27 protein-coding genes, 1 tRNA gene and 1 pseudogene are annotated in these 25,567 nt (G+C 66.4%); 15 read left to right on the forward strand and 14 right to left on the reverse strand.

What is annotated here, in order from left to right; all coding sequences use genetic code 11:
• The first annotated feature begins 87 nt into the window (after window positions 1–87).
• Complete coding sequence (gene uvrD / locus HF690_RS06135; RefSeq protein ID WP_168608823.1) at window positions 88–2,277, forward strand: DNA helicase II; 2,190 nt, start codon at window positions 88–90, stop codon at window positions 2,275–2,277.
• Window positions 2,278–2,315: 38 nt separating this feature from the next.
• Here uvrD and HF690_RS06140 read toward each other — a convergent pair whose 3' ends face one another.
• The 4 genes from HF690_RS06140 to HF690_RS06155 are packed head-to-tail and all read right to left on the reverse strand — an operon-like array spanning window position 2,316 to window position 6,143.
• A complete protein-coding gene (locus HF690_RS06140; protein ID WP_168608824.1) occupies window positions 2,316–2,909 on the reverse strand; it encodes a restriction endonuclease in 594 nt (197 codons plus the stop codon).
• Window positions 2,910–2,926: 17 nt separating this feature from the next.
• Window positions 2,927–4,192, reverse strand: coding sequence for a heme biosynthesis HemY N-terminal domain-containing protein (locus tag HF690_RS06145; RefSeq protein WP_168608825.1), 1,266 nt, complete (start codon window positions 4,190–4,192; stop codon window positions 2,927–2,929).
• Complete coding sequence (locus HF690_RS06150) at window positions 4,189–5,301, reverse strand: uroporphyrinogen-III C-methyltransferase (protein ID WP_168608826.1); 1,113 nt, start codon at window positions 5,299–5,301, stop codon at window positions 4,189–4,191. Before HF690_RS06150 ends, HF690_RS06145 begins: the two co-directional genes overlap by 4 nt.
• A 44-nt stretch (window positions 5,302–5,345) precedes the next feature.
• Window positions 5,346–6,143, reverse strand: a complete 798-nt coding sequence (locus HF690_RS06155; protein ID WP_240151608.1) for a uroporphyrinogen-III synthase — start codon at window positions 6,141–6,143, stop codon at window positions 5,346–5,348.
• 59 nt (window positions 6,144–6,202) lie between these two features.
• Here HF690_RS06155 and HF690_RS06160 point away from each other — a divergent pair, with 59 nt between their 5' ends.
• The 3 genes from HF690_RS06160 (at window position 6,203) to HF690_RS06170 (ending at window position 7,714) form a co-directional block, all read left to right on the forward strand.
• Window positions 6,203–6,691, forward strand: a complete 489-nt coding sequence (locus tag HF690_RS06160; RefSeq protein WP_168608827.1) for a YiiD C-terminal domain-containing protein — start codon at window positions 6,203–6,205, stop codon at window positions 6,689–6,691.
• A 25-nt stretch (window positions 6,692–6,716) separates the two neighbouring features.
• Complete coding sequence (locus HF690_RS06165) at window positions 6,717–7,145, forward strand: hypothetical protein (RefSeq protein ID WP_240151610.1); 429 nt, start codon at window positions 6,717–6,719, stop codon at window positions 7,143–7,145.
• 125 nt (window positions 7,146–7,270) lie between these two features.
• Complete coding sequence (locus HF690_RS06170) at window positions 7,271–7,714, forward strand: rhodanese-like domain-containing protein (RefSeq protein WP_113064161.1); 444 nt, start codon at window positions 7,271–7,273, stop codon at window positions 7,712–7,714.
• A gap of 28 nt (window positions 7,715–7,742) precedes the next feature.
• Here HF690_RS06170 and HF690_RS06175 read toward each other — a convergent pair whose 3' ends face one another.
• Window positions 7,743–8,183, reverse strand: coding sequence for a hypothetical protein (locus tag HF690_RS06175; protein ID WP_168608828.1), 441 nt, complete (start codon window positions 8,181–8,183; stop codon window positions 7,743–7,745).
• Between the two features lie 244 nt (window positions 8,184–8,427).
• Window positions 8,428–9,486, reverse strand: a complete 1,059-nt coding sequence (locus HF690_RS06180; protein ID WP_113064159.1) for a CDP-6-deoxy-delta-3,4-glucoseen reductase — start codon at window positions 9,484–9,486, stop codon at window positions 8,428–8,430.
• A gap of 87 nt (window positions 9,487–9,573) precedes the next feature.
• On the opposite strand from HF690_RS06180, the gene HF690_RS06185 reads away from it, so the two are divergent.
• From HF690_RS06185 to HF690_RS06230, 10 genes are all read left to right on the forward strand, one after another.
• Window positions 9,574–10,014: a hotdog fold thioesterase gene (locus HF690_RS06185; protein WP_113064158.1), complete on the forward strand. Its 441-nt coding sequence runs from the start codon at window positions 9,574–9,576 to the stop codon at window positions 10,012–10,014.
• A gap of 7 nt (window positions 10,015–10,021) precedes the next feature.
• The gene (locus tag HF690_RS06190; RefSeq protein WP_168608829.1) at window positions 10,022–10,972 is read left to right on the forward strand and encodes a serine/threonine protein kinase; all 951 of its coding nucleotides are present in this window, start codon (window positions 10,022–10,024) and stop codon (window positions 10,970–10,972) included.
• Window positions 10,973–11,013: 41 nt separating this feature from the next.
• Window positions 11,014–11,457, forward strand: coding sequence for a hypothetical protein (locus HF690_RS06195; RefSeq protein WP_113064156.1), 444 nt, complete (start codon window positions 11,014–11,016; stop codon window positions 11,455–11,457).
• Between the two features lie 91 nt (window positions 11,458–11,548).
• Window positions 11,549–12,718, forward strand: a complete 1,170-nt coding sequence (locus tag HF690_RS06200; RefSeq protein ID WP_168608830.1) for a class I SAM-dependent rRNA methyltransferase — start codon at window positions 11,549–11,551, stop codon at window positions 12,716–12,718.
• 44 nt (window positions 12,719–12,762) lie between these two features.
• Window positions 12,763–12,930 (forward strand): hypothetical protein, encoded by a 168-nt coding sequence (locus HF690_RS06205; protein WP_168184664.1) that lies wholly within the window; start codon window positions 12,763–12,765, stop codon window positions 12,928–12,930.
• The gene (locus tag HF690_RS06210; protein WP_113064154.1) at window positions 12,927–14,183 is read left to right on the forward strand and encodes a TCR/Tet family MFS transporter; all 1,257 of its coding nucleotides are present in this window, start codon (window positions 12,927–12,929) and stop codon (window positions 14,181–14,183) included. Before HF690_RS06205 ends, HF690_RS06210 begins: the two co-directional genes overlap by 4 nt.
• Window positions 14,184–14,335: 152 nt before the next feature.
• Complete coding sequence (locus tag HF690_RS06215) at window positions 14,336–14,656, forward strand: hypothetical protein (RefSeq protein ID WP_168608831.1); 321 nt, start codon at window positions 14,336–14,338, stop codon at window positions 14,654–14,656.
• Entirely contained in the window at window positions 14,653–15,498 is an 846-nt protein-coding gene (locus HF690_RS06220; RefSeq protein WP_338042880.1) for a DUF3014 domain-containing protein, read from the forward strand. The genes HF690_RS06215 and HF690_RS06220 overlap by 4 nt, the downstream gene beginning before the upstream one ends.
• A 67-nt stretch (window positions 15,499–15,565) precedes the next feature.
• Window positions 15,566–17,683 (forward strand): ATP-dependent DNA helicase DinG, encoded by a 2,118-nt coding sequence (gene dinG, locus HF690_RS06225; protein WP_168608832.1) that lies wholly within the window; start codon window positions 15,566–15,568, stop codon window positions 17,681–17,683.
• 467 nt (window positions 17,684–18,150) lie between these two features.
• Entirely contained in the window at window positions 18,151–18,729 is a 579-nt protein-coding gene (locus tag HF690_RS06230) for an NnrU family protein (RefSeq protein ID WP_168608833.1), read from the forward strand.
• Window positions 18,730–18,742: 13 nt separating this feature from the next.
• Here the strand turns inward: HF690_RS06230 and HF690_RS15080 are convergent, their stop codons facing one another.
• The 5 genes and pseudogenes from HF690_RS15080 to HF690_RS06245 all read right to left on the reverse strand — a co-directional run bounded on the left by HF690_RS15080 (window position 18,743) and on the right by HF690_RS06245 (window position 21,441).
• Window positions 18,743–19,000, reverse strand: a complete 258-nt coding sequence (locus HF690_RS15080; RefSeq protein WP_240151611.1) for an alpha/beta fold hydrolase — start codon at window positions 18,998–19,000, stop codon at window positions 18,743–18,745.
• Window positions 19,001–19,019: 19 nt separating this feature from the next.
• Window positions 19,020–19,454, reverse strand: a pseudogene (locus tag HF690_RS15275) (alpha/beta fold hydrolase); the annotation flags it as partial.
• A gap of 71 nt (window positions 19,455–19,525) precedes the next feature.
• The gene (locus HF690_RS15085; protein WP_240151613.1) at window positions 19,526–19,786 is read right to left on the reverse strand and encodes a hypothetical protein; all 261 of its coding nucleotides are present in this window, start codon (window positions 19,784–19,786) and stop codon (window positions 19,526–19,528) included.
• A 15-nt stretch (window positions 19,787–19,801) separates the two neighbouring features.
• Window positions 19,802–19,990 carry a hypothetical protein gene (locus tag HF690_RS15090; protein WP_240151614.1) on the reverse strand — a complete coding sequence of 63 codons (189 nt, stop codon included), beginning with the start codon at window positions 19,988–19,990 and terminating at the stop codon, window positions 19,802–19,804.
• Window positions 19,991–20,241: 251 nt separating this feature from the next.
• Window positions 20,242–21,441, reverse strand: a complete 1,200-nt coding sequence (locus HF690_RS06245; protein ID WP_168608834.1) for an alpha/beta hydrolase — start codon at window positions 21,439–21,441, stop codon at window positions 20,242–20,244.
• 606 nt (window positions 21,442–22,047) lie between these two features.
• Here HF690_RS06245 and HF690_RS06250 point away from each other — a divergent pair.
• Entirely contained in the window at window positions 22,048–23,322 is a 1,275-nt protein-coding gene (locus tag HF690_RS06250) for a hypothetical protein (RefSeq protein ID WP_168608835.1), read from the forward strand.
• Between the two features lie 126 nt (window positions 23,323–23,448).
• Here HF690_RS06250 and HF690_RS06255 read toward each other — a convergent pair whose 3' ends face one another.
• The 3 genes from HF690_RS06255 to HF690_RS06265 form a co-directional block, all read right to left on the reverse strand.
• Window positions 23,449–24,582 (reverse strand): slipin family protein, encoded by a 1,134-nt coding sequence (locus HF690_RS06255; protein WP_168608969.1) that lies wholly within the window; start codon window positions 24,580–24,582, stop codon window positions 23,449–23,451.
• Window positions 24,583–24,983: 401 nt separating this feature from the next.
• A tRNA-Leu gene (locus HF690_RS06260) sits at window positions 24,984–25,058 on the reverse strand.
• 286 nt (window positions 25,059–25,344) lie between these two features.
• On the reverse strand, window positions 25,345–25,512 hold the full coding sequence (locus tag HF690_RS06265) for a hypothetical protein (protein ID WP_168608836.1): 168 nt from the start codon (window positions 25,510–25,512) through the stop codon (window positions 25,345–25,347).
• Window positions 25,513–25,567: the final 55 nt, after the last annotated feature.

Genomic DNA, 25,567 nt, shown 5'->3' on the forward strand with positions numbered 1-25,567 from the left:
CCGAAAAAGCCCGTCGCCACCGTGCGGCGGGCTTTTTGTTTGCGCCACAGGAACGGCGTACCCGGTCTCTGACGCTACAATGAGCGGATGGATGTATCGCACCTGCTCGATTCGCTCAACGCGGCCCAGCGCGAGGCCGTCAGCGCGCCGCCCGGCCACTATCTGGTGCTGGCCGGCGCCGGCTCCGGCAAGACCCGTGTCCTGACTCACCGCATCGCCTGGCTGGCCGAGGTCGAGCGCGCCTCGCCGTGGTCGATTCTCGCCGTGACCTTTACCAACAAGGCCGCCGGCGAGATGCGCGCGCGTCTGGACACACTGATGCCGCACGGCACGCGCGGCCTGACCGTGGGCACCTTCCACGGCATCGCCCATCGCTTGCTGCGTCGCCACTGGCAGGATGCCGGCCTGCCGGAAGGCTTCCAGATTCTCGACGCCGACGACCAGCAGCGGCTGGTCAAGCGCGTGGTCGCCGGCCTCGGCCTGGACGAATCGCGCTTCCCGCCGCGCCAGGCCGCGTGGCAGATCGCGCATTGGAAGGACGACGGCAAGCGTCCCGACAACATCGAGCACCGCGACCATCCCGCCACGCGCACGCTGGTGGAGATCTACACCGCCTATGAGGACGCCTGCCGCCGCGCCGGCCTGGTCGACTTCGGCGAACTGCTGCTGCGCGCGCACGAATTGTGGCTGAACAAGCCCGAGGTGCTCGAGCACTACCGCGAACGCTGGCGCTATCTGCTGGTGGACGAATTCCAGGACACCAACGCGCTGCAATACGCATGGATCCGCGTGCTGGCCGGCCAGACCGGCCAGGTATTCGCGGTCGGCGACGACGACCAGTCGATCTACGGCTGGCGCGGCGCGCGCGTGGAGAACATGCAACAGTTCCTCAAGGACTTCCCGGGCGCAAAGACCATCCGCCTGGAGCAGAACTACCGCTCGTCGGCCAACATCCTCAAGGCCGCCAACGCCATCATCGCGCGCAACGGCGACCGCCTGGGCAAGAACCTGTGGACCGAGGACGGCGACGGCGAGCGCATCGCGCTGTACGCGGCCTACAACGAGCAGGACGAAGCGCGCTTCGTCATCGAGCGCATCGCCGAGCACATCGACCAGGGCGGCAGCGCGGTCGACTGCGCGATCCTGTACCGCTCCAACGCACAGTCGCGCAATTTCGAGGAACAACTGATCCAGCGCGACCTGCCCTACCGCGTGTACGGCGGCCAGCGCTTCTTCGAGCGCGCCGAGATCAAGAACGCCCTGGCCTACCTGCGCCTGACCGCCAACCGTCACGACGACGCCTCCTTCGAGCGCGCGGTGAACACGCCGCCACGCGGCATCGGTCAGCGCACGCTGGACATCCTGCGCCGCCGCGCCCGCGCCGAGCGCAGCTCGATGTGGGACGCCTCGCTGGCCGAACTCACTGGCGGCGAACTGGCCGCACGTGCCAAGAACGCGGTCAAGGGCTTTCTCGAACTGATCGACGGCATGGCGCGCAGCTTCGCCGGCGACGGCGAGAACGGCGGCCTGACGTTGTCCGAACAGGTCGAGCACGCCATCGTGCACAGCGGCCTGCGCGAGTATCACGAGCGCGACGACGGCCGCGGCAGCGCCGAATCGCGCATCGAGAACCTGGACGAACTGGTCAATGTCGCCAGCCGCTACCAGCCCACGCCGGAAGACGAGGAATCGGGCCTGTCCGAACTGGCTTCGTTCCTCGCCCACGCCACGCTGGAAGCCGGCGAGGGCCAGGGCGGAAGCGGCGACGACTGCGTGCAGCTGATGACGCTGCACTCGGCCAAGGGTCTGGAATTCCCGGTGGTGTTTCTGGTCGGCATGGAAGACGGCCTGTTCCCCAGCCAGCGCTCGGTCGAACAGGAGGATCGCCTGGAAGAGGAACGCCGCCTGGCCTACGTCGGCATCACCCGCGCCCGCGAGAAGCTGATGCTTTGCTATGCCGAATCGCGCCGCATGCACGGCACCGAGATGCTGGCACGACCCTCGCGCTTCCTCGCCGAGCTGCCCAGCGAATTGCTCGACGAAGTGCGCCCGCGCGTGCAGGTCAGCCGTGGCGTGTCACGCAACCGCTTCACCACCGCGCCGGTCGACGACGACCTGCCGATCAAACTGGGCCAGGCCGTTCGCCACCCCAGCTTCGGCGACGGCGTGGTGGTCAGCGCAGAAGGCGGCGGCGCGCACATGCGCGTGCAAGTGAACTTCGACGACGCCGGCAGCAAGTGGCTGGTGTTGGCTTACGCCAATCTCACGCCGATCTAAATCCACGAGACGAAATCACCCCGTTTCCCGTCAACCACTTAAGCATCGGAAGCAAGATGTGTGGCACAAATGCCTTGCTGGATGCCGGCCACTTGAAGATAGCGCTCTAAAGCAAAATTTTTGTGGCTATTGAACCCCTCGGGAGCGAGTCCTTGACCGGAGGAGTACATGAGTCCCGCATATGGATCTGCATCGGCAGGGATATGAGGAACTGGGGCATGGCTGCTTTTACTCCCTTGAATGTACATAGCAACCCCACTGATAAGCCTTACCAACGCGATCCCATGCGCTCTGGCGAATTCAATTGCCCCATCTTGAAAAGGGGATGTGCTGACAAAAATTGCCTTACTTGCGCCCAGAGACTCTTGCTTTTGATGCAAGACTTGGACTAGCTCTCTTTTAATAGGGTTTTTGTGCTTTTTGCACTCAACAAGCGTCTTAAACGAAATACCACCAAGTGCCTTGAAGCGAACCACAACATCTATCTCGTATTCACCGTCCGCACCACTAAGCTTTTCACGATGAACGGCTGAAAACGCTTCAAGTTCGTGTCCGACAGACTCAAGCCATGCTTTCACCTGAAGCTCGTACTCTTCAGGAGTGACGTCTGATGCGTTCTTAAATTTTTTCATTGCCTAGCGCGCGTAACTCAAGCGTCACGCTCACCCGGCAACTGCGGCACGCCATGCGCATTGCGCAGTTCGGGATCGACCGTGAGCGCCACTTCACGCACGGCGTGCGCGCCGGGCAGCGCTTCGGTGGCTTCACCGCGGGTCATGCGCAGGGCGTTGCGGTAGCACTGTTGGGCCAGCAGCGGGTTGCCCTGGCCGGCGTAGGTCTCGCCGAGGGTTTCCCAGGCTTCGGCCGACGGCTCCAGCGACAGCGCCTGCGACAGGTACTGGCGCGCCTTGCCCCACAGTTGGATGCGTACGCACATGCGGCCCACTGCGGTCAGCAGGGTGGCGTCACCGGGATGCGCGTCGAGCCAGCCTTCGGCGCGGCGCAGGCGGCCCTCGATATCCTGTCCCTGCAGCTGTCCGTAGGCCGCCACCAGCGCCGGCGACCAGTTCCGGCGCAGCGCCGACTCGATTTCGTCCATGGCCGGAAGCGGCCGACCGAAGCGCGAGACCTGCTCGGCGTAGGCCGCGATCAGTTCCGGCTGACGCCGCTGCGCGCGGGACAGGTCGGCCCACAGGGCGTGCAGCGCATCGACGCTCGGCGCGCGCTGCAGCGCGGCACGCACCACGCGAAGCTGCAGTGCGGCATAGGCTTCGGCATCCAGCGCGCCGCTCTTGCGAAGGGGGTCCAGCGCGCCGCGCGCGCGGTCGACATCGCCGCGCTGCAGGGCGGATTCGGCCAGTTCCAGCCAGCCACCCGGCGGCAGGCGTCCCGCGTCCGCTTCCGGCGCCAGCAGCGCCAGCGCTTCCTCGGCGCGACCGTCCTCGCGCAGGATGCGCGCGCGCACCACGCGCGCGGCCTGCGGCGCGCTCTGTGTGGCCTGATCCAGCGCCTCCATCGCGCGCTTGATGTCACCGCGAGCATGCGCGGCCCGTGCCGCGGCCAACAGTGCCGGCGCGCGTTGCGGCGCATGACGCGCCGCGCGACCCAGGTCGCGTTCGGCTTCGCCATGACGCCCCTCGGCGAGCGCCAGCAGACCATCGTGAAAACGCTTGCGGCTGACCGCGCGCTGCCGACGCGTGACGGCGCCGAACGGCCAGCGCAGCAGACGCCAGCCCAGCGAGATCACGCCCCAGAACACCAGCAGCAGCACGATCGCCGTGACCAGCGTCGACTGCACCCGCCAGCCACGGATGCGGATCAGCACCTGGCCCGGGTCCTCGGCGACCCAGTGCCAGCCGAAGGCCGTGATCGTGACCACGATCGCCAGCAGCAGCACCCAGCGCCAAACCTTCATCGCTGCACTCCCTTGTCCGAAGTCGTCGCGGGGGCGGGCATCGCCGCGCCGTGCACGGCGCGCAGGTTGTTCAGCTCACTCAGCGCCGCGCCCAGTTCCGGCGCAGGGCTCGCGGTGCGACCGCGCAGTTCGGCGAGTTGCGCGCGCAAGGTGCGCACCGCCACAGCGTGACCGTCGAAGTCACGCTGCAGGCGCTGATCGGCCTGCGTCAGCGCACTCCGGTAACCGTCCGGGTCCCACGCCAGCAGCGCGGCCTGCGCCTGCGCCAGGTCCAGCGCGGTCAGGGTCTGTGCCAGACGGCGCTGGGCTGGCGTCACACCGTCGTCGCGCTGCACCTGCACCAGTCCCGCGAACGCGTGCTTGACGCGCGCCCAGAAGCCGTTGCCGGTTTGTTCGACCGGCGCATCCAGCGGCTTCAGCGGCAGCGTGTCGACCTGGCCGCGCAGACGCGCCAGGGTGTCGAGATCGCTCTGGCGCTGCCCGGGATGCGTCGCGGCCAGAGCCTGACGTTCGCGGTCGATGCTCTGGCGCACGGCCGCGTAGGCGGGGTCCTCGACCTCGGCCATCACGCGATTGGCCATGGCGTAGGCGTGCATCGCGCCGTCGGCGTCGTGGAACAGGGTGAATCGCTCGTCCGCCATGCGCAATAGCATCGCCGCTTCGTCCAGCCGCACCGCATCGTGGCCGGATTGCGCCCGCGCGGTCAGGCCGGCGACGGCGTTCTCCAGGCTGCGGCTGCGCTCGTTCAGGCTCTGCACCTGCCCACTCAGCGACTGCCCTTGCTGCTGCGCCGCCTGGGTCTGCTGCTGAAGCTGGCGGCCGCTCTGGTCCAGCGCATTCAGCTTGTCGCCCAGCGACTTCAATTGCGTCTGCACCGTCGACAGCGCGCGCGTGTCCTCGGCGCCGCCCTGCTGCAGGCGCCACACCCGCCAGCCGCCGTAGGCCGCGGCCAGCAGGGCAATCAGGGCCAGCACCAGGGCCAGGCCGGCCAGCCCCTGCCCGCGACGTGGTTTGCGCTCGCGCTTCTTCGAAGCGTCGGGAGCGGGAGCCGACGCCGGAGCCGCAGGCGTCGGAGCGGAAGTTTCGTGGTCGGAGTCGGATGCGCTCATACGCTCATGCTAGCCCGAGCGCGGCGCAACGGCCATATGGCGGTTCAGCGCGGGTGCCGGTGCGCGGCGACCGCGTCGAGCAGATCCCCGGCGGACGCCGAAGCCGCGCGCACCGGCTCGCCGAAACCGGCTTCTCGCGCATGCTGCTGCAACCGCGCGCTGCTGACCACGATCCGGCACGCCTGCAGATGCCGCACGGCGGCCTCAGGCAGGACCTGCATCAGGTTGTCCAGCGCCTGCGCACTGGTCACCAGCAGCCAGGCCGACGCGTCCAGCGCCTGCACCATCTGTACATGCCGGCGACCGAGCCGTGGCCGGACGCGCTCGTAGACATGCGTGATGCGGACCTGTGCGCCACGCTCGATCAACGCGGTCGCAAGCAGGTCTCGCCCGCCCGGCGCGGTGATCAGATTCACACGCAAACCACGCACGCTTTGCAGCCACGGATGTTCCAGCAGCCCCTCGCTGTGCTGGCTGCGCCGCGGCGGGGATTCCGCCTGCATACAACCGGCGCGCTGCAGGGCGCGCCGCGTGCCGCTGCCCACGGCCAGCACGCGCGCCTGCGTGTTGAGCGGCGCCAGACGCTGGGCGAAACGCACGGCAGCCGGACTGGTGAAGATCAGCAGATCGTCCCGCTGCGCCTGCCGCCAAGCCTTGCCCGCCTCGGCCTCGGGCATGGCGCGCAGGGACAGCCCCGGCAACAGGTGCGGTTCGCCGCCGCGCGCACGCACATGGCGCGCGAGCGCACGCGCGGTGCCGGACGGCCGCGTGATGACAATGTCGACGCCCGCCAGCGTCTGTGCGCAGGAATCCATGCCGTCGATGCTACCTGCATCGCGCATGCGCACGAAGCCGATTCTGCTTGCTGACTGTCGAGCGGCTCGGCACACTGACGCGCCTGATGAATACCACCACCGTCTCCGATCGCGCGCGCTCGCTGGAGCGCTTCCTTCTCGACAGCATCCCGCCGGCGCGGGCCATGCAACTGCAACTGCTCGAACACGATGCCGGCCGCCTGCTCATGGGCGCGCCGCTGGCCGCCAATGTCAACGACAAGGGCTGCGCCTTCGGCGGCAGCCTGACCAGCCTGATGACGCTGGCCGGCTGGTCATTGGTGGAACTGCTGCTGCGCGAGCACGGCCACGACTGCGATGTGTTCGTGGCCGACTCCCAGGTGCGCTACCTCAAACCGGTGTGGGAAGACCTGCGCGCCGAGGCGCAGTTCGCCGCGGAGGCCGACCCCGATGCTTTCCTCGACACGCTGGCATCGCGCGGCAAGTCGCGCATTCAGGTCGTGTGCCGCACCCTGACCAGCGAGGGCGAAGCCGCCACCCTGGAAGCACGTTTCGTTGCCCGTCTGCGCAACCATGAAGCGCATGCGGCACAATGACCCCTTGCTCGGGGAGGTGCGAACGATGAACAAGCGTTGGATGACAGGTGCGGTGCTGACGATTCTGCTGGCGCTGCTCGCACTCGGCGGATGCGCCACGGATCGCCGCAGCAGCAAGCTGCGCGATACGCTGACCGCCTACGGCGCAGCCGTGCGCTGGGGCAGCTTCGATCAGGCGCGCGCGTTCTTGGACCCCAAATACCTGGAAAAACACCCGCTCACGCACTTGGAAATGGAGCGTTACCACCAGGTCCGCGTCAGCGAATACGATGATGGAAGCGGCCCGATTCCCGTCGACGACACAACCGTGCGCCAGATCGTCCGCATCGGCCTGATCAACGTCAACACGCAGGCGCAGCGCACCATCATCGACCGCCAGACGTGGACCTACGACCCGGTCAAGAACCACTGGTGGCTGGAAAGCGGCCTGCCCGACATCACGCCCGGCCACTGAACCTCGACCGGCTCCTCCCCGGTCCGGACACCGTTCGACGCCCCGGTCGCCTTTGCGCCGCACCGCCGGCTCTCGGATAATGTCCGGCTCGACTCAACGCGCACTTCGCGCCCACGGACTTCCCCATGAGTGATTTCCTGCACACGTTGCCCGAATTCATCGGCAACCATCCCTGGCTCAGCCTGCTGTTCGTGATCCTGCTGGTCGCGATCATCGTCGGCGAGATCATGCGCCTGACGCGCAAGTACAAGGAACTCAATCCCTCCGAGGTGACCCTGCTGGTCAACCGCGAGGACGCGCTGGTCGTGGACATCTCGCCGTATGCGGATTTCGAGAAGGGCCACGTGCCCGGTTCGCGCCACGTGGCGATGAGCCAGTTCGACCCGGAGAACAAGGATCTGGCCAAGGCCAAGGACCTGCCGGTCGTGGTGGTCTGCAAATCCGGTCAGACCGCCCGCGGCGCCGCGCAGCGTCTGGTCAAGGCCGGCTTCACCCGCGTGCACACCCTGCGCGGCGGCATGTATGCCTGGCGTCAGGCCAACATGCCGATGGCGACCGGCAAGCGCTGAAGCGCACGCCGGTCCACGCGACACGCCGTCAGCGGTCGACGGCGCAGCGGCCAGACTGATACAGGCCGCCCTGGGTGAAATACAGCGTGCAGGTCCACGGCCGCGAACCCTTGCCGCTTTTCTCGATGGCCCGGTCAGCCGACGCGCGCGCCTGCGAACCGGCCTGATCGGCCGTGCTCCGCGCGGCATCGTTGGCGATGTCCTGCGCTGTGCCGTGCGAGGACATCGAACCGAACAGACGACTCAGCCCGTGCCGGATCGAACTGGACACGGCGCTGCGCGCCGCCGTGTGTCCCAGCGAACGCGCCGTGTCGTGCTCCGTGGCCGCCGGCGTGACGCCGCGCCAGCGCACGACCTGCCGCTGCGCGCCCTGCGCCTGTTCGGTGCCCATGCTGACCGGCTGTCCGAGCAGGGCGATCGCCTGCTGAAGACTGGTCGAGCCCTGGCGGAATGCCTGCAGGCTCGGCATGGCCCGAACCGGCAGGGATGCACTCCCCGCGACGGCCGCGGCCGGGATGAGCATGGCCAGGACGAACCCGCCCCGCCGAAACATGAGTGAATGCGCGCGCATGACCGATTGGCCTCCTTGTCGTGATCCGATGTTGCACCTGCGCCGCCCCCTGCCGGACGCGTTCTCCTAGATGTAATGCAGACGCGCGAAAAGGTCCGCGCGCTGCATCACAACGGACGATGCCGAACGACGCGCGCGAGCGTCACATTCCGTGGATGCCGGCGCGGGCATCGAGGATGCGCGCCAGCACCTCGGGCGCGTAGTCGAAGGAGTCGTAGTACAGCCGCGATTCCGGCAGACCGGCCTCGACGAAGGCGCGCCGGCCAGCGTCGATCAGCGCCGGCGGCCCGCACATGTAGACATCGTAGGCAGACAGATCTGGATGGTCCTCGAGCACGGCCTCGTGCACCAGTCCGCCGCGCACCCGCGCCTGCGCCGCCTGCTGCGGATCGGACACCACCGGATGGAAATCCAGCGTCGGCACCTGCTCGGCCCAGCGCGTGGGCAGGTCACGCAGGTACAGGTCCGCACCGCTGCGCGCGCCCCAGTACAGATGCATCGGGCGGCGCGTGCCCAGGTGCAGGAAGTGCTCGACCATCGCCTTGACCGGCGCGAACCCGGTGCCGCCGGCCATCAGGATCATCGGCCGCTCGGAATCTTCGCGTGGCACGAAGGTGCCGAATGGCCCCTCCACGCGCAGCACGTCGCCGACATCGAGCGTGTCGAACACCCAGGACGTGAAACCGCCGCCGGAGACGTGACGCACATGCACTTCCAGCTCGTCGCCCTCGTGCGGCGCTCGCGCCAGCGAGAATGCGCGACGCTTGCCGTCGTCCAGCAGTACCTCGATGTACTGGCCGGGCAGCCAGCGCATACGCCGATCGCCCTGCGGCATCAGGCGCAGACGCACCACGTCGGGCGCCAGACGATCCTTGGCGCTGACGCGCACGTCCACTTCGCGCCGCGGAATATCCTCGACCGAAGCCACCTCGCGTACTTCCAGGGTCAGGTCCGACAGCGGCACCGCCTGGCACAGCAGCGCAGCATGCCGCGCCTGCTCGGCGGCATTCAGTGCCGAGGGCGGATGGCGCGGATAATGGCAGCGGCCTTCGAGAACGATGGCCTTGCAACTACCGCACAAACCGGCGCGGCACGAATACGGAAGCGCCAGACCAGCGCGCTGCGCGGCCTCGAGCACGGTTTCGCCGTCGTCGACGGGAAACTGGCGGCCGCTGGCTTTCAGAGTGACGGTGAACGACACGGTCGATCCAGGTTCGATGAACGTACATTGTCGCCAATACGGCCCGCGCGCGACAATGCACCTCTTATTCCGCCCGCGGACACACACATGGCCTTGTGGAAACACGAACCCGACCTGGACCGGCTCAACGGCTGGAGCGACAACACCCTGATGCAGGTGCTCGGCATCCGCCTGACCGAAATCGGCGACGACTTCCTGCGCGGCACCATGCCCGTGGATGCCCGCACCCACCAGCCCTACGGCATCCTGCACGGTGGCGCTTCCGTGGCGCTGGCCGAGACCCTGGGCAGCAGCGCGGCCATGCTGTGCGTGGACCCGGAAACGGAAGTCACCGTCGGCCTGGACATCAACGCCAACCACATCCGCGCCGTGCGCAGCGGCACCGTCACCGGCACTGCGCGCGCCCTGCACATAGGCCGCACCACGCAGGTGTGGGAAATCCGCATCGAGGACGAAGCCGGGCACCTGGTGTGCATGTCGCGCCTGACCATGGCCGTGGTGCCCAAGCGTGCGATCCGCGGCGCGTGAGTCGACCATGACCGCCAACGAAGCGCCCTACGCCGGGCTGTCGCCGGACCTCGTACTGGATGCCGTCGACGCCACCGGCCTGCTCGCCGACGGACGCCTGCTGGCGCTCAACAGCTACGAAAACCGCGTCTATCAGATCGGTCTGGAAGACGGGCGCTTCCTGGTCGCCAAGTTCTACCGTCCGGGACGCTGGAGCGACGAAGCGATCCAGGAAGAGCACGACTTCAGCGCCGAACTGGCCGCCGCCGAACTTCCGGTAGTCGCGCCGCTGACCTTCGAAGACACCACGCTGCTGCGCCATGAAGGCTTCCGCTACGCGCTGTATCCGCGCCGCGGCGGTCGCGCGCCGTCACTGGAATCGGCCGACCAGCTGCAGTGGATGGGCCGCCTGCTGGCACGCATGCACGGCATCGGCGCACGCGCGCCGTTCCATCATCGTCAGCGCTTCGACCGCGAGCACCTGATCGGCCTGCCGTCGCGGGCCGCGCTGGCGTCGGGCCTGCTGCCCGCGCACCTTGAGACGTCCTACCGCGACGCCATCGCGCAACTGGACACCGCCGTCGCCGCGCGCTTCGAAGCCGTCGCGCCCCTGCGCACGCTGCGCCTGCACGGCGACTGCCACCCCGGCAACATCCTCTGGACCGACGCCGGCCCGCACTTCGTCGACCTCGACGACGCCCGCACCGGCCCAGCCATCCAGGACCTGTGGATGCTCGCCGATGACGAACGCGGCCTGCGCGAACTGCTGGAAGGCTATGCGCAGTTCGCCGATCTCGACCCGTCCGAACCGCACCTGATTCCGGCCCTGCGCGCCATGCGTCAGGCGCATCACGCCGGCTGGATCGCGCAACGCTGGCACGATCCGGCGTTCCCGGCTGCCTTCCCGTACGCCGCCGAGGCGCGCTGGTGGCAGGAACACATCGACGATCTGCGCGAAGCCACCGACGCGCTGGCCTGAACCGGCTATCCTGCGCGTTTGCTCCCGACGAGTCCGTTTTCATGCATCGAACCCTGCTGCGCCTGATCGGCATCCTGCAAATCGCCGGCGGCCTGTTCGGCCTGGTCGCCGAAGTCGAACGCCTGTTCCCCTGGGGCGGCATGCTCGACATGATCGTCGCGCTGATCGGCGCGCTGCTGTTCGGCCTGATGCTGGTGGCCGGCGTACTGCTGCTGGAGCATCACGCGGCCGGCACGCGGATGTCGCGCTGGCTGCAGCTGGCGCAGCTGCCGGTGATCGGCACGCCGTTCCTCAGCTACGCGCTGCACGCCGGCGCGCACCTGAATCTCGCCGTCATCATCCACCGCCCACTGGGACTGGCGTTCGGCGGCCACCTCGGCTCCTGGCACTGGCTGCTGGCGCCGGCCGGTCCGCACGACTGGCACCTGGGCGTCAACCTGGTCGCGCTGGCCGCGTGGTTGATCCTGCGCTGGAAGCGCGCCTGACGCGCGCTTCTTCGCCCCCTGATCGCGCGACCGGGCCACGTCCGCGAAACGGCGAAGTCCGCGGCGGCCGCGGCACGACTACAATACCCGGATGACGCACATCGACACGCCCACCATCACCCTCAAGACCGAACGCCTGCCGGGCCATCCATGGATCTGGTCGGCACAGGTGCGCAAACCCGAACAGCATCTGCCGCCGGGCACGGTGGTGCGCATCGTCGATGCGCGCGGACGCTTCGTCGGACACGGCTTCTGGAACGGCCATGCACGCGTGGCGCTGCGCGTGCTGACCACCGACGAAGCCGTGCACATCGACGCCGACTTCATCGCCGCGCGCATCGCCCGCGCCGTGGCGCTGCGCCGCGATGTGCTGAAGCTCGACGAGATCGGTAACGCCTGGCGCGTGGTCAACAGCGAGGGCGACGGCCTGTCCGGCCTGGTCGTGGACCGCTATGCCGACACCCTGGTACTGGAATACTTTGCCGCCGGCATGTGGCGGCTGCGCGAAGTGATCGAGGCCGCGCTGCGCGAGCACTTCCCCGGCGCGACGTTGTACGCCTTCGCCGAGCAGCACGTGCAGAAGCAGGAATCGTTTGACTGCCACAGCGGCGAGGCGCCCGCGCCCGTGCGCGTGACCGAACACGGCCTGACCTTCCACGCCGCGCCCGGCGCCGGCCACAAGACCGGCTTCTTCGCCGACCAGCGCGACAACCGCCGCCGCTTCGCCGAACTGGCGCGCGGTCGCCGCGTGCTGGACCTGTGCTGCAACAGCGGCGGCTTCGCCATCCACGCCATGGCCGCCGGCGCGCGCGAGGCCATCGCCGTGGATGCCGACACCGGCATTCTCGACATCGCCCGTGCCAACGCCGAGGCCAACAACGTTGATGTGCGCTTCGAGGCCGCCGATCTGTTCGACTGGCTACGCGCCGCCATCGACCGCGGCGAACGCTTCGACGCCATCGTGCTGGACCCGCCCAAGTTGACCCGCGACCGCCGCCGCGTGACCCAGGCGCTGAAGAAGTACTTCGCCATGAACCGCACCGCGCTGGACGCGCTGACGTCAGACGGACTGTTGCTGACGTGCTCGTGCACCGGCCTGGTCGGCGCCGACGACTTCCTCGACACACTGCGCCGCGTCGGCCTCTCGGCTGCACGCGACGTGCAGGTGCTGGACCTGCGCGGCGCGGGCGCGGACCATCCGGTCGCCGCCAACGTGCCCGAAGGCCGCTATCTGAAGGCCGCGTTCTGCCGGGTGAGCTAAGCTCGCACTGCGCGTCGCCATCGCGGCGCACGGGGAAGCGCGCGGTGAACGTCCGCATCGTCAACATCATGCTGGCCACGGTCGCCGGACTCGGCATCGTCGCACTGCTGTGCGTGCAGCGTGGCCGGCAAGTCCTTATGCAGCACATCGTCTGTGCGCCGCACGCGCGCTACGCTATCGTGCCTGTCCGTTCCGTCCGGATCCCAGCATGAACGCGCTTTCTCCGCACCGACGCCGCGCCGCGTTCGCCTTCATCTTCATCACCGTGCTGATCGACATCCTGTCGTTCGGCATCGTTATCCCCGTGCTGCCGCACCTGCTGGAGGAACTGACCGGCAGCATCGCGCACGCCGCAATCTGGGCCGGCGTGATCAGCACCATGTTCGCAGCCATCCAGTTCTTCTCCTCGCCGATCCAGGGCGCGCTGTCGGACCGCTTCGGGCGGCGTCCGGTGATTCTGCTGTCCAACCTCGGTCTCGGCATCGACTTCGCGCTGATGGCACTGGCGCCCTCGCTGTGGCTGCTGTTCATCGGCCGTGCGATGTCGGGCCTGACCGCCGCCAGCTTCAGCACCGCCAACGCCTACATCGCCGACGTCACCCCCGCGGAAAAGCGCGCGGGCGTCTTCGGCATGCTGGGCGCGGCCTTCGGCATCGGCTTCGTGATCGGCCCGGCGCTGGGCGGCGTGCTCGGCGACATCGACATCCGCCTGCCGTTCTGGGTCGCCGCCGGGCTGGCCGTACTCAACTTCTGTTACGGCTACTTCGTGCTGCCCGAATCCCTGCCGCCGGAGAAACGCAGCCCGCGCTTCGACTTCAAGACCGCGCACCCGATCGGCACACTGAAGTTCCTCGGCCGCCATCCGCTGGTGCTGGGCCTGGCGATGCTGGTGTTCCTCAGCCAGCTGGCGCACTACGTACTGCAGAGCACCTTCGTGCTGTACACCGATTTCCGTTATGCGTGGGGGCCGCGCGAAGTGGGCTACGTGCTGGCGCTGGTCGGCATCTGCAGTGCCATCGTGCAGGCCTGGTTGACCGGAAAGCTGGCGCCGCGCCTGGGCGAACGACGCCTGCTGCTGTATGGCCTCGGCTTCGGCGCGCTCTCGCTGCTGATGATGGGGCTGGCCGCCTCGCCCTGGCTGCTGGTGGCGTCGATTCCGGTAATGGCACTGTGGGGTCTGGCCGAACCGGCCACGCAGTCGATGATGACGCAGCAGATCTCGCCGGAGGAGCAGGGCCGCCTGCAGGGTGCGCTGAGCAGTCTGATGGCGTTCGCCGGCATCTTCGGCCCGACGCTGTTCACGCAGATCTTCGCCTGGTCCATCCGCACCCCGCAGTACAAGCTGCCCGGCGCGGCCTTCCTGGTCGGCGCACTGATCCTCGCCGGCTGCGTGCTGTTCGCCTGGCGGCTGACCCGCCGCATCGCGGTCTCGCCCGCGCAGACCGCCGGGGAAAGCGCGGACTGATTCGCAGAATCCGCCCGCGTTTCGCCTCATGCAGGCCGTTTCCGCGCCCGTTCAGCCTCGCATCGTAAGCATCGTGACCGGGCGGACCGGATTTGTCCCCGCCGCGCAGGATGCGCACCGGTCCGCTTCGTTCTCCACAGCGAGGTATCGGCATGCAGAAGATTCGCATCGAGTGCATCATGGTCGGCGGCCCGGAACATGGCCGTACGCTGATCGTGCGTCAGGACGCGGCGCGTCCGCAGCGCCCGGCCATCGTGGCCATGGACGGCGAGCTGTGCCGTTGCGCGGCGCTGCGACGCACGCACAACGGCGTCACGCGCTGCCTGCTGGTGCATCCCCATGCCAGCGGCCGGCAGATGCGCGACATGCTGACGGCCTACCGCACCACCCCCACCCTGGCGCGATCACGGAACCAAGCCCGCTCGCGCCAGTCCAAATCGCTAACCACCCCCCACATGGGAATGTCCTCGTGAGCACTTCCAATCCGGCCAAATGGATCACCATGGGTCTGCTGGTCGTCGTCGTGGTCGCCGGCGGCGGCTACTACCTCGTGACGCATCGCGGCCACAAACCCGCACCCGAAAATCTTCCCGCACCGGCGGCCTCCACCGCACCCGCACCGGTCTCGACCGCGCCGCAGCACCCAATCAGCCAGGCGGTGGCGCCGGCCTCGGCAAGCACCGCACCGCTGCCTTCGCTGGACGACAGCGACAGCCTGGTGCACGAGGCGGCGACCCGTTTCGGCGGCGACAAGGCCGCCGACCTGCTGACCGGCAAGGCGCTGATCCCGCACATCGTCGCCACCATCAACGCCCTGCCCGGGAGGCGTCTGCCGGCCAGCGTGCTGCCTGTGCACGCGCCGCGCGGCCACTTCACCGTGACCCAGGCCGATGGCAGCAGCGCCGTGATGGCCCCGACCAACGCGGCACGCTACGCGCCGTATGTCGACGCGCTGGAGAAGGCCGACACCGACCAGCTGGTGGCTTGGTATGTGCGCAACTACCCGCTGTTCGAGGAAGCCTGGCGTCAGCTCGGCTACCCGCAGAAGCACTTCAACGACCGTCTGGTGCAGGTGCTCGACCTGCTGCTGGCCACGCCTGATCCGGCGCAGCCGCCGTACCTGGAAGGCGCGGCCGGGGTGTACCGCTTCCAGAATCCGCAGCTGGAGAACCTCGCCGTCGGCCAGAAGATGCTGCTGCGCCTCGGTCCCGCGCGCGAAGCCAAGGTAAAGGCCAAGCTGCGCGCCATTCGCGCCGCCGTCACCGGGCAGCAGATGCCGGCCACCGAACCAGCTCCGTCCGCCAGCGCCGGCTGATCACTCCGCACGAATCGGACACGCGCCCCGCCCGTCGGGGCGCGCTCATGGGACAATAGCCGGCATCATGCTCGACGATGCCACCAAGGACGCCATCCGCGCCGCCTACGCGACACTGAAGACGGGTCTTCCCGGCTTCCGTACGCGGCGTTCGCAGGGCCGCATGGTGGCCGAAGTCGCCAAGGCGCTGGCCGAACCCGGCGGCGCGGCGGCCATCGAGGCGCCGACCGGCACCGGCAAATCCATGGCCTATCTGATCGCCGGCCACGCCGTCGCCCGCGCGCAGAAGCGCAAGCTGCTGATCGCCAGCGCCACCGTCGCGCTGCAGGAACAGCTGGTGCGCCGCGACATCCCGCAGTACCTCGCCGTGTGCGAGACCGAAGCGCGCGTGGCCCTGGCCAAGGGCCGCCAGCGCTACGTCTGCCCGCGCGATCTGCGCATGGCCACCAGCACCTCGGCCGACGATGCACAGGGTTCGCTCGGCCTCGGCGACGATCTCGCCGTATGGTCGCGCCCGCCCAAGGCCGAGGAAACCCGCGCGCTGGAAACCCTCGGCGCGACCTTCTCGGACGGCAGCTGGGACGGCGACATGGACGCCGCACCGGTGGAGATCCCGGACATGGTGCGGCGCATGGTCACCACCAGCGCCGGCGGCTGCACCGGCCGCCGCTGCGCGCACTTCCACCACTGCCCGTTCTTCGCCGCGCGCCGCGACGTGGCCGACGCCGACATCATCGTCGCCAACCAGGATCTGGTGCTGTCGGACCTGACCATGCCGCGCGAGGACGACGCCTGGGGCGGCGTGATCCTGCCGCGCCCGGACGAAACCCTGTACGTATTCGATGAAGCGCATCACATGCCGTCCAAGGCCGTCGAGCGCGGCGCGGCGTTCACCCATCTGACGCAGGCGGCCAACCAGCTGGTACGTCTGGACCGGCACGTGCGCGGCGCGTATTCGCACACCGAGAAGGAACGCCTCGGCGGCATGCACTACGAGCGCGGAAGCGAGCTGCTGGCCACGCTCGGCGACGCGCTGACAGCGATGGAGCGCGAGGTGAAGCTGCACTGGACGCCGGCCGCGCACGAGACCGAACCACAGTGGCGCGCCTCGCTGGGCGAACTGCCCGCGGCATGGATCGCGCAGGCGCAGTCGCTGATGCTGCAGACCGCCGAGATCCAGCGCTGGGTGCGCGCCGTGCGCGGCGCAGTCACCGAGATGGAGCACGCCGGTCCCGCCGGCGAACTGCTGGCGCGCGAGCTGGGCATCGCCCTGGAACGTCTCGGCCGTCAGCTATCGACCTGGACCGCGTGGTCGAACGACGATCCGTCCGACCAGCCGCCGCTGGCGCGCTGGGTCACGCTCGACCACGAACAGCAGGTCGTCTGCCACGCTTCGGCCGTGTCCGCCGCGCACTTGCTGCGCGAAGTGCTGTGGGAAAACGCCGCCGCCGCGGTGATGACCTCGGCCACGCTCAGCGCCGGCGGCCACTTCCGCGGCTTCGCCGACGCCGTCGGCCTGCCCGACGACGCGTTGACGCTAAGCCTGCCCTCGCCGTTCGACCTGGAACGCCAGGCCACGCTCGAAGTACCGCTGCTCGACATTCTTCCCGACAACCGCGAGGCGCACGCCGAGGCCGTCGCCGCCTGGCTGGAAACCGGCCTCGACTGGGACACCGGCAACCTGGTGCTGTTCACCTCGCGCATGAAGATGCAGCGCGTGCTGCAGCTGCTGCCCATCGACAAGGTGCGCAAGATTCGCGCGCAGGGCAGCAAGGCCAAGTCGCAGCTGGTCGCCGATCACGCCGAGGCCATCGAAGCCGGTCAGGGCAGCACGCTGTTCGGACTGGCCTCGTTCGGCGAGGGCCTGGACCTGCCGGGCAAGCTGTGCGAAACCGTGGTCGTCACACAGCTGCCGTTCGCCGTGCCCACCGACCCGGTCGGCGCCACCTACGCCGAGTGGCTGGAAGCGCAGGGCCGCAACCCGTTCCTGGAAGTCAGCGTGCCCGACGCCACGCGCCTGCTGACGCAGTACTGCGGCCGCCTGATCCGCACCGAAACCGACCACGGACGCATCGTGCTGCTGGACCGCCGCGTCATCGTGCGCCGCTACGGCCAACGCATGCTCGCCGCGCTACCGCCGTTCGCGCGCATCATTGAGCATACGCGGCCCCAGACGACCGTCTGAAACCACAGCGCACGCCCGACCGCCCACGCCCGACCGCATCACCTAACCGCACGGCCATCCCAGCAGGACCGTCATCTCCGCAGAGCCGTCATCCCGGCGAACGCCGGGACCCAGCGCCTGCACGCACCTCCACGAAAACGCTCGGTTCCGGCACGTGCCGGCATGAAGACCTTGGAGAACCAGCGCCACGAACCGCTGCGTCATACCGAACACACACGACAGCCGTCGACCACCTGACGCGCGCACGATCTTCCGCAGCCGCACAGCAAAAACCGGCATCCGGGCGCACACCGGAACCTGGCGCCTGCACGCGTCTTCACAAAAAGGCACTGGATTCCGGCGTGCGCCGGAATGACGACTGCGAAAACCCATGCGTCACGAACCGCGCATCATGTGGACGATGCCACACTGCCCATCTGCGCGTATCTCCTTATACTCGGAGATATAAACGCCAACGGATACCTGCGATGACCCTGCTGATCCTCGGACTGATCCTGTTCCTCGGCATGCACAGCGTGCGCATCTTTGCCGACGGCTGGCGCACGCGCATGATCGAACGTCTCGGCCCGATGCCGTGGAAGGCCATCTACGCGTTGATCTCGCTGCTCGGTTTCGTGCTGATTGTCTGGGGCTTCGGCCAGGCGCGGCTGCATCCCACGCTGCTGTACGCACCGCCGGCGATGCTGCGCCACCTCAACAGCCTGTTCACGCTGATCGCCTTCATCCTCTTCGCCGCCGCGTACGTGCCTTCGAACCACTTCAAGGCCCGGCTCGGCCACCCGATGCTGCTGGGCGCGAAGGTCTGGGCCTTCGGCCACCTGCTCGCCATCGGCTTCCTGCGCGACGTGGTGCTGTTCGGCGCATTCCTGGCGTGGGCCATCGTCGCCTACATGGCCGCAAAGCGACGGGACCGCAAAGCCGGCGTCACCTATCCGGCCGGCACCGCGAAGGGCGACGTCATCACCGTGATCGCCGGCGTGATCGGCTGGGCGGTGTTCGCGTTCTGGCTGCACATGGCGTTGTTCGGCGTGAATCCGATGGGGTGATGTGTTCGCACGCTTACCGGGCAGGCAGGAACAATCGAACCACCGACGCCACCTGCTCGGGCTTGTCGTACGGAACGCCATGCCCCGCATTCGGAATCTGCGCAACGCGAATGCATGCATGCATCCGCTGCAGCGCATCGGCCATCTCGCTCGTCACGATGCCGGACTCGGCGGTGATCAGCAGCGTCGGAATGTCGATGGCGCGGATCAGCTGGCGGTAGTCGGGATTCGGCGGGCGAAGCACTTCGAACGCTTCGATGCGTGTCCGCAATCGCGCATCCGCAAGGTGGTCGATGATTTCCTGCGAAATCGCTGTCGAACACTTCGACCTGACGCTGCGCGCTCAGAAAGGTCGGGTCCACCAGAACCACACCGCGCAGCAGGGCGGAGGCGCGACTCGCCACGAGCGCTGCCGTCATGCCGCCCATGGAGTGTCCCACCAGGACCGGCGATGCCAGCTCGAGCGCCTGGATGAATCCCATGACATCGCGGGCATGATCCTCGTATCCGTACCCGTGATCCGGCGCGCTCGAACCGCCGTGACCGCGGGCATCGGGCATCACCACGTCGTACGCACTCTCCAGCGCACGCGCCACGGGCGTCCAACACGCTCCGCTACCGATCAACCCATGCAGCAGTACCAACGGCGGCTTGTCTCCACCGGTTCGCAGGTATTGGATATCGATGCCGTTTGCCTCGCAGACATCACGCATCCAATGCGGCATGAAGAGTCACCTGGCTGGATCGGATGGACTGGCGCGAAGCACTCTTTTCCATGCAGGCGAAACGCTACGCATCAGCGCGTCTTGCCATGCGTCTTCGGCTGGATGGGTTCGTGTCCGTAACTGAGAATGCGCGTCGCGCCCCACTTGTCCGACGTTTGATGCCACACGATCAGGAACTGTGCTTCGCCGAAACACTTGTCGCTCTTGATCTCGCAGAACTTGTGCCGGCCCTGCTCGATCGCACCGTAGTTCTTGATCGGGAAGACTTCGAGAGTGCCGGGAATCAGTACGCGACGATAATGACCGCATACGTTCTTCTCCGTGTTGGCCATGTAGGCCTGGCGCGTCTAGGTCACGCCTCCCTTGTCGTGATAGAACTCCAGGTTCGGCGCCAGATAGCTCGCGTGCTTCTTCAGCTGCGCGGGCGAGCTGCAGTGGTTGAAGGAATCGAACAAGCCGGCATCGAGTTTCGACACCGTGGCGTACAGGGACTGCTTCGCAGCGGCGGCACGGGCCTGCTGCGGTAAAGCAGCCATGACCGCGCTCGACAAGGCAAGCGTCAGAACGAAACACGTCACCGGTGTGCGTCTGTTCACGTCATTCTCCTTGGCATGAACCACCATCTTAACGTCTGCGCAGAACGACATGACGCCCGAACAGCGAGGACTTCCAACATGGATGTCCATACGGTTATTCAATCGCTCGCTGACACACCATGAGCACAAGCATGTGAACCCGCACCACGACCTTTGTACGGACGTGCACGCCTGGGTCCACCCGCCAGAAATCAGTCCACGCGACCACCCAGCTCGACGAGCTTCCGACGATAGTTCTCGACTTCGCCATAGCCGGTCTCGACGGCAAGACGATAGGCACGCCGGTATTCGGCGAGCGCTTCGGATTTGCGTCCGGCCTTCTCGTAGGCGCTGGCCAGCCAGGCGTTGTTCCGCGGATAGCGGTTGTCGGCATAGGCCTTGGCATTGCGCCGAAGCACGGCAATCGCCGCTTCGTAGCGGCCCTGCTGCATCAGCTGCAGTCCCAACGGTACATAGATTTCCTGCGCCTGCCGCGCTGCCGCGCCGTACTTGTCCTGGATCATGTGTTCATGGGCCAGAAAGGCGTCGGTCGAGAAATGGTCGATGATTCCCTGCGGCAACCGCAGGTCGGCGAAGATGAACTTCACGCCGCGGTAGAAGATTCTGAGCGGCGCGGACATGTGACCTTCGCCATCGAATTCCCGGTACCCCACACGCACATTCGACGGACGCGCCGCCTTCACCGCATCGACAAAGCGCTTCAGCTCCTGGCGCATGCCCTGGCCATCCTCGGCACCGATACCGAAATACAGCGAGGTCTTCAGCTTCGGATGCGTCTCGAGAAAGGGACCGACCTCCTTCGTCATTTCCTCGTGGTTCCACCACAGCGCCGGCGACATGACGATCTCGGCACCGAACAGCTTCGGCGCCTTCATCCATGCATAGACGCAGAACAGTCCACCGAGAGAATGTCCGGCGAGCACCCGGTAACCATTCGTGCGGTAGTGCTTTTCGACGAAAGGAATCACCTCGTCCCGGAGATGCGCCAGCAGCTTCGCGGCATCGCCGCTCTGCGGATTTCCCGCCATACGCGACGGCGTCATGTCCAGCGTGCGGTCGACACTCTTGAGACCGACCAGGATCACCGGCGGCATGTCCCCGGAACGCACCAGCACATCGCGGGTACCAGCCGCGTGGCGGATGTTCTGCATGCCGTCCAGTAGATAGATCACCGGGTAACGCGCCTTGGATGTGTCGTAGCCGTCGGGCACCGAAACCAGAATCGTGCGCTCGTCGCCCAGCGCCGCCGAGGCGAGGTGAAATTCCTTCGCCAGCGTCAGCCGGCCCGCTGCCTTTACCGGGACCACTGGAGCCGCTCGCGCTGTCGCCCACAGACCGGCAAGAACAAGTACGACGAGAAAATGGAACGAAACGAAGTAACGCTTTCCCATGGAAACTCCCTGACCTGCTGCGGACAGGTCCGACATCCCGATGCAACCAGGCCGCGCACACTCGCTTGCAGCACGACTCCGTCCGCATTCGGGGAAACCCGTCAAAAAAACCGTTCGCCCGAAGGGCCAACGGTCGTATAGATGCCATCAAGCAGGAAAAGGTTTGCACCCGCCACACGCGACCGCATTGCGATACGCGTCGCCGTCCAGGTCATTCTCTTATTTCCCAAGAAAACTCCCCCGGGGAGGCGTCGACAGCACCTCCTGTGCTGACAACGAACTGGCGCACATCCCTGTGCCCCCTGGAGGCCTGATCCCCCGCCCCCCGACGCTACCGAATGGGATGGAGTTGCAGACCCGGACCTCACGGCACGAATTAATTGCCTCCGCTCCCTCTTCCTTTTGCCACTTTTTCCAATCGGACAAGACTCATTCGAGCTAAAGCAGGCCTGCTGAAACGGACGTTTCCGAATGCTTCCATCCGCCCATGTCGGGGCTCGAATGTCTCGACATGGGCTTCGCGTATCATGTCAATCCGACACGGCTTGTCGTGCACCTCGCACCATCAAGCACATGGACCTCACTCATCAACCAGAAAGGAATCGTATGAAGCACCCTCACTTTGCGGGCCTGCTCGCCGCGGGTTTGCTCATGACCTTATCTTCCGTGTCCGCATCGGCCACCGACATCTCCATCCAGCAGGATGTGAACGGACAAGCGCTACGCATCGTTGCATCGAAGGACCAGTACGCAGGCGCTATATATTCAGTCACCTATCGAGGCACTGAATACATCGATCACTACGATCATGGTCGAGAGCTGCAATCGGCTTCGTCTTTCGATGGCCTGGGCGAATGCTTCAATCCCACGGAAGCGGGATCCAGCAAAGACGGCACCGGTTCCTCAAGTACGTCGATACTGATAAGCGCCTACGCTTCAGGCAACACACTTCAGACCACCAACAACATGGCGTTCTGGATCTACCCAGGATCGAACTATGTCAATAGCTGTGGGCAAATGTGGTATGTAAGCCCTTTGTCTGGGCACATCTTCAGCAAAACCGTAACGATCGGGTACCAGGGCATACCTAACCTCATACGCTACAGCGCCTCGTTCACTCCTGCTGAAAACCACAACAGCGCCACCTTCGAGGCGGCGACAGGCTACATGCCCCCCAGCTTTTCCCAATTTCTCGCCTATAACCCCAAGACACGACATCTCAGTGTCTTGTCTGACGGCCCGGGCGAGCAAGCCACGCCCGTGATCTTGGCCACCACGAATGGCCTTAACGCCATGGGAGTCATATCACCCGGGCTACCTCAAGCCTCATATCCGAACCTAGGCTATGGGCGATTCCGTTTCCCCAGTACCACGAAATGGAACTGCGTCTATCGAGCAACGAATATCCTCGCAGGCGATACCTACACCTACAACTGCTTCATTGCCATCGGCACCGTCGACGAGGTCATGGCTGCCGAAAACCGGCTGGTACAAAGTACAAGCCAACCCTCTCCGTTGTTCCGCTTCTATAACGGAAAAGATCATTTACTGACCGCGATCTATACGGAAGGCGCCAGTGCGGGCTACCAATTCGAGGGCACGACAATGCATGTCTATCCGAATGCCATCGATAGCGGCATGGAACCCATATACCGTTGCCGCGAGGGCAACCACGATCACTTCCTGTCGACGCGTCAAGACTGCGAGGGACAACGCTACGAAGGTCAGTATGGATTCATTTCCAGCCATTCGCGCCCCGGCTACAGTGCCTTGTACCGACTTTACAACTCATCCGTGGGCGACCATATGTCGACCACCAATCCCGATGAAGGCACTAACCACGGCTATCGGGTGGAAGGCATCCTCGGCTACGTCAATTAGCGTATCGGCGAGACCGGATACAACAAGGATCGCGGCACGTTCATGAGATAAAAAAAGCCGCCCGGAAACCGGGCGGCTCAAGGCGCGTCCTGCGCCGGAGACGGGTGTCGGCATCGACGCCGCATCTCAGCGATCCTTCAGGCTGACGACCTGGCCCAGCACGCCGTCCAGGCCACCGAACACGGTCAGCTTGTCGATCTTCTCGGTGACCTTCTCCAGGGTCTCCAGTTCCTTCAGACGCATCAGCGTCGGGTTGTCCGCGATCAGGCGCGCAGTGTTCAGCGCGGAACGCGTCGCGTTGGCCTCCTCGCGGCGGCGGATGGTATTGGCCTGCGCCGACTTCTCCGCCTGCACCACCTCGTTGAGGATGGTCTTCATCTCGCCCGGCAGGATGACGTCCTTGACGCCCACGCCGAGCACCTCGATGCCAAGGTCGGTCACACGACCGCGCACGTAACCGAAGATGTCGCCGTCCAGCGACGCCTTGTCGCCGAGCAGCTCGTCCAGCGTCTTCGACGCCACGGCCTTGCGCAGACCGAACTGCAGCTCGCGGTACAGGTAGTCGCCATACTTGGCCACGCGGGTACGCGCGGCGACCGGGTCGGTCACGCGCACGCTCGCGGCCAGGTTCACGCGCAGGCTCACCTTGTCGCGGGTCAACAGTTCCTGACCCGACACCTCGATCGCCTGCACGCGCAGCTCGACCACTTCCACGGACACGTTCTTCTGGAAGTTCCAGAACGCGTACGCGCCCGGCGTCAGCGTGCGCCGCAGAGTGCCGTCGACGAACAGCATGCCGGTCGACTCCTGCGGCACCTCGCTCACCACCGCGTGACGCGACAGCACGCCGATCTGACGCAGACGACGCATCACGGCCTTGGGCACTTGCAGCTCGTCGCCGATGGCGATCCGCTCGATGCCTACGCGGACCGGACCCTTCCAGTACAGGAAGCGCGCACCCGGCTCCAGCACGCCGCGCAGACGGCCGTCGCAGGACACCAGACCGACCTCGTCGACACCGATGTCGGCCAGCAGGAAGTGCGTGTCCAGCTCGTCGCCAAGACGCTCGATCAGCACCTCGGCGTCCTTGCCGGTATAGACCGGCTGGGTGATGTCGTGAATACGCACCTCGCAGCGAGTGCTCACCCAAGTGACACCCGGCAGCAGGATGCGCTCCAGGCGACGGTTGCGGTACAGCAAACCGCGCTCGCCGTCGCCGATGACGATGCGCTTGATGAACATGACGTTTCTCCTTGTCATCATGCAGTCCGTTTTTCATCGTCCCGCGCGCCGGACTGCTCCGCGCTCGTGACGCCTGCCTCCCCTGCGGAGACGAAGAAGGTGGGAACGCCCCCGACACCGCCGCGGCGGAGGTCGGGCGGTCGTCCGCGATCCGCGTCGCGCGTCGTCCGCGCATCGACGTCGCTTCCCTGCGCGCGTCGACATGCGGCTCCGGCGCAACGTTCGTCGCGTCCGACGGCTCCGCCCCGGCCGAGGCCAGTGCTGGACGCGTCCACCGGCAGCCGCCGAAGCAACCGCGCGACAGGCGCGCCCAAGGAGCGTTCCCGTGTGTGGGACTTGCGTCCCGGGTGCCAAAGAGCGGGACTCGAACCCGCAACCTACGGTTTATGAGACCGTTGCTCTACCCATTGAGCTATCGATACAAAGGGCAGGAGTCGAACCTGCGACATCAGCAATCTGAATGCTGCGCTCTCCCAGACTGAGCTACCTTCAGCGTGTGACCGGCGCCACCGACCCTCGGCATACGCCACGGCAGCGCCGCGCGCACCGGCCGGGATGTACAACCCGGACCGCTGCGAACCGATGCCAACCGGTCACAGATGACTGTCTCTTGCCGAAACAGCCATTCGTTTGACGCGCATCCACGCGCCGAATTCTTTGCGAGAAAAATCCCTTGTCGCGCGAACGCCGGTAGAAACGAAAACGCCCCGGGGGCAGAGCCTTCCCGGGGCGTTCGCGGATACCGGGGAGATCGTGAATCGACCTCCTCGCGATGTGCGATCAGGTCAATGAATGCATCGGGCCACGTGCAAGCACGAACGGCACACGCCCGTCATCGCGCAGACGCATGACGGGCGTCTGTTCGATGCGAATCGCGTTGTGGTGCCAGCTGCACATGATGAATATCCTGATGAATCGCGCGCCGCAGATCAGCGCGAGGGCGGGCATCCTATTCGCGGTTGTTTTGAATTGCAAGCAACGCGTATCGAAAATATTTACCCGC

It is taken from the genome of Oleiagrimonas citrea, from assembly GCF_012395255.1.
Taxonomy (GTDB): domain Bacteria; phylum Pseudomonadota; class Gammaproteobacteria; order Xanthomonadales; family Rhodanobacteraceae; genus Oleiagrimonas; species Oleiagrimonas citrea.

Bases quoted from the DNA above. Each gene is read 5' to 3' on its own strand.
- HF690_RS06190 (WP_168608829.1), top strand. From the start codon at position 10,022: ATGACCGCCAACGAAGCGCCCTACGCCGGGCTGTCGCCGGACCTCGTA.
- HF690_RS06250 (WP_168608835.1), top strand. From the start codon at position 22,048: ATGAAGCACCCTCACTTTGCGGGCCTGCTCGCCGCGGGTTTGCTCATG.
- HF690_RS06160 (WP_168608827.1), top strand. From the start codon at position 6,203: ATGAATACCACCACCGTCTCCGATCGCGCGCGCTCGCTGGAGCGCTTC.
- HF690_RS06245 (WP_168608834.1), bottom strand. From the start codon at position 21,441: ATGGGAAAGCGTTACTTCGTTTCGTTCCATTTTCTCGTCGTACTTGTT.
- HF690_RS06175 (WP_168608828.1), bottom strand. From the start codon at position 8,183: ATGCCGAGCCTGCAGGCATTCCGCCAGGGCTCGACCAGTCTTCAGCAG.
- HF690_RS06145 (WP_168608825.1), bottom strand. From the start codon at position 4,192: ATGAAGGTTTGGCGCTGGGTGCTGCTGCTGGCGATCGTGGTCACGATC.
- HF690_RS06215 (WP_168608831.1), top strand. From the start codon at position 14,336: ATGCAGAAGATTCGCATCGAGTGCATCATGGTCGGCGGCCCGGAACAT.
- HF690_RS06210 (WP_113064154.1), top strand. From the start codon at position 12,927: ATGAACGCGCTTTCTCCGCACCGACGCCGCGCCGCGTTCGCCTTCATC.
- HF690_RS06230 (WP_168608833.1), top strand. From the start codon at position 18,151: ATGACCCTGCTGATCCTCGGACTGATCCTGTTCCTCGGCATGCACAGC.
- HF690_RS06170 (WP_113064161.1), top strand. From the start codon at position 7,271: ATGAGTGATTTCCTGCACACGTTGCCCGAATTCATCGGCAACCATCCC.
- HF690_RS06140 (WP_168608824.1), bottom strand. From the start codon at position 2,909: ATGAAAAAATTTAAGAACGCATCAGACGTCACTCCTGAAGAGTACGAG.
- uvrD (WP_168608823.1), top strand. From the start codon at position 88: ATGGATGTATCGCACCTGCTCGATTCGCTCAACGCGGCCCAGCGCGAG.
- HF690_RS06195 (WP_113064156.1), top strand. From the start codon at position 11,014: ATGCATCGAACCCTGCTGCGCCTGATCGGCATCCTGCAAATCGCCGGC.
- HF690_RS15090 (WP_240151614.1), bottom strand. From the start codon at position 19,990: ATGGCTGCTTTACCGCAGCAGGCCCGTGCCGCCGCTGCGAAGCAGTCC.
- HF690_RS06255 (WP_168608969.1), bottom strand. From the start codon at position 24,582: ATGACAAGGAGAAACGTCATGTTCATCAAGCGCATCGTCATCGGCGAC.
- HF690_RS06185 (WP_113064158.1), top strand. From the start codon at position 9,574: ATGGCCTTGTGGAAACACGAACCCGACCTGGACCGGCTCAACGGCTGG.
- HF690_RS06200 (WP_168608830.1), top strand. From the start codon at position 11,549: ATGACGCACATCGACACGCCCACCATCACCCTCAAGACCGAACGCCTG.
- HF690_RS06265 (WP_168608836.1), bottom strand. From the start codon at position 25,512: ATGCCCGCCCTCGCGCTGATCTGCGGCGCGCGATTCATCAGGATATTC.
- HF690_RS06165 (WP_240151610.1), top strand. From the start codon at position 6,717: ATGAACAAGCGTTGGATGACAGGTGCGGTGCTGACGATTCTGCTGGCG.
- HF690_RS06155 (WP_240151608.1), bottom strand. From the start codon at position 6,143: ATGCGCGATGCAGGTAGCATCGACGGCATGGATTCCTGCGCACAGACG.
- dinG (WP_168608832.1), top strand. From the start codon at position 15,566: ATGCTCGACGATGCCACCAAGGACGCCATCCGCGCCGCCTACGCGACA.
- HF690_RS15085 (WP_240151613.1), bottom strand. From the start codon at position 19,786: ATGGCCAACACGGAGAAGAACGTATGCGGTCATTATCGTCGCGTACTG.
- HF690_RS06150 (WP_168608826.1), bottom strand. From the start codon at position 5,301: ATGAGCGCATCCGACTCCGACCACGAAACTTCCGCTCCGACGCCTGCG.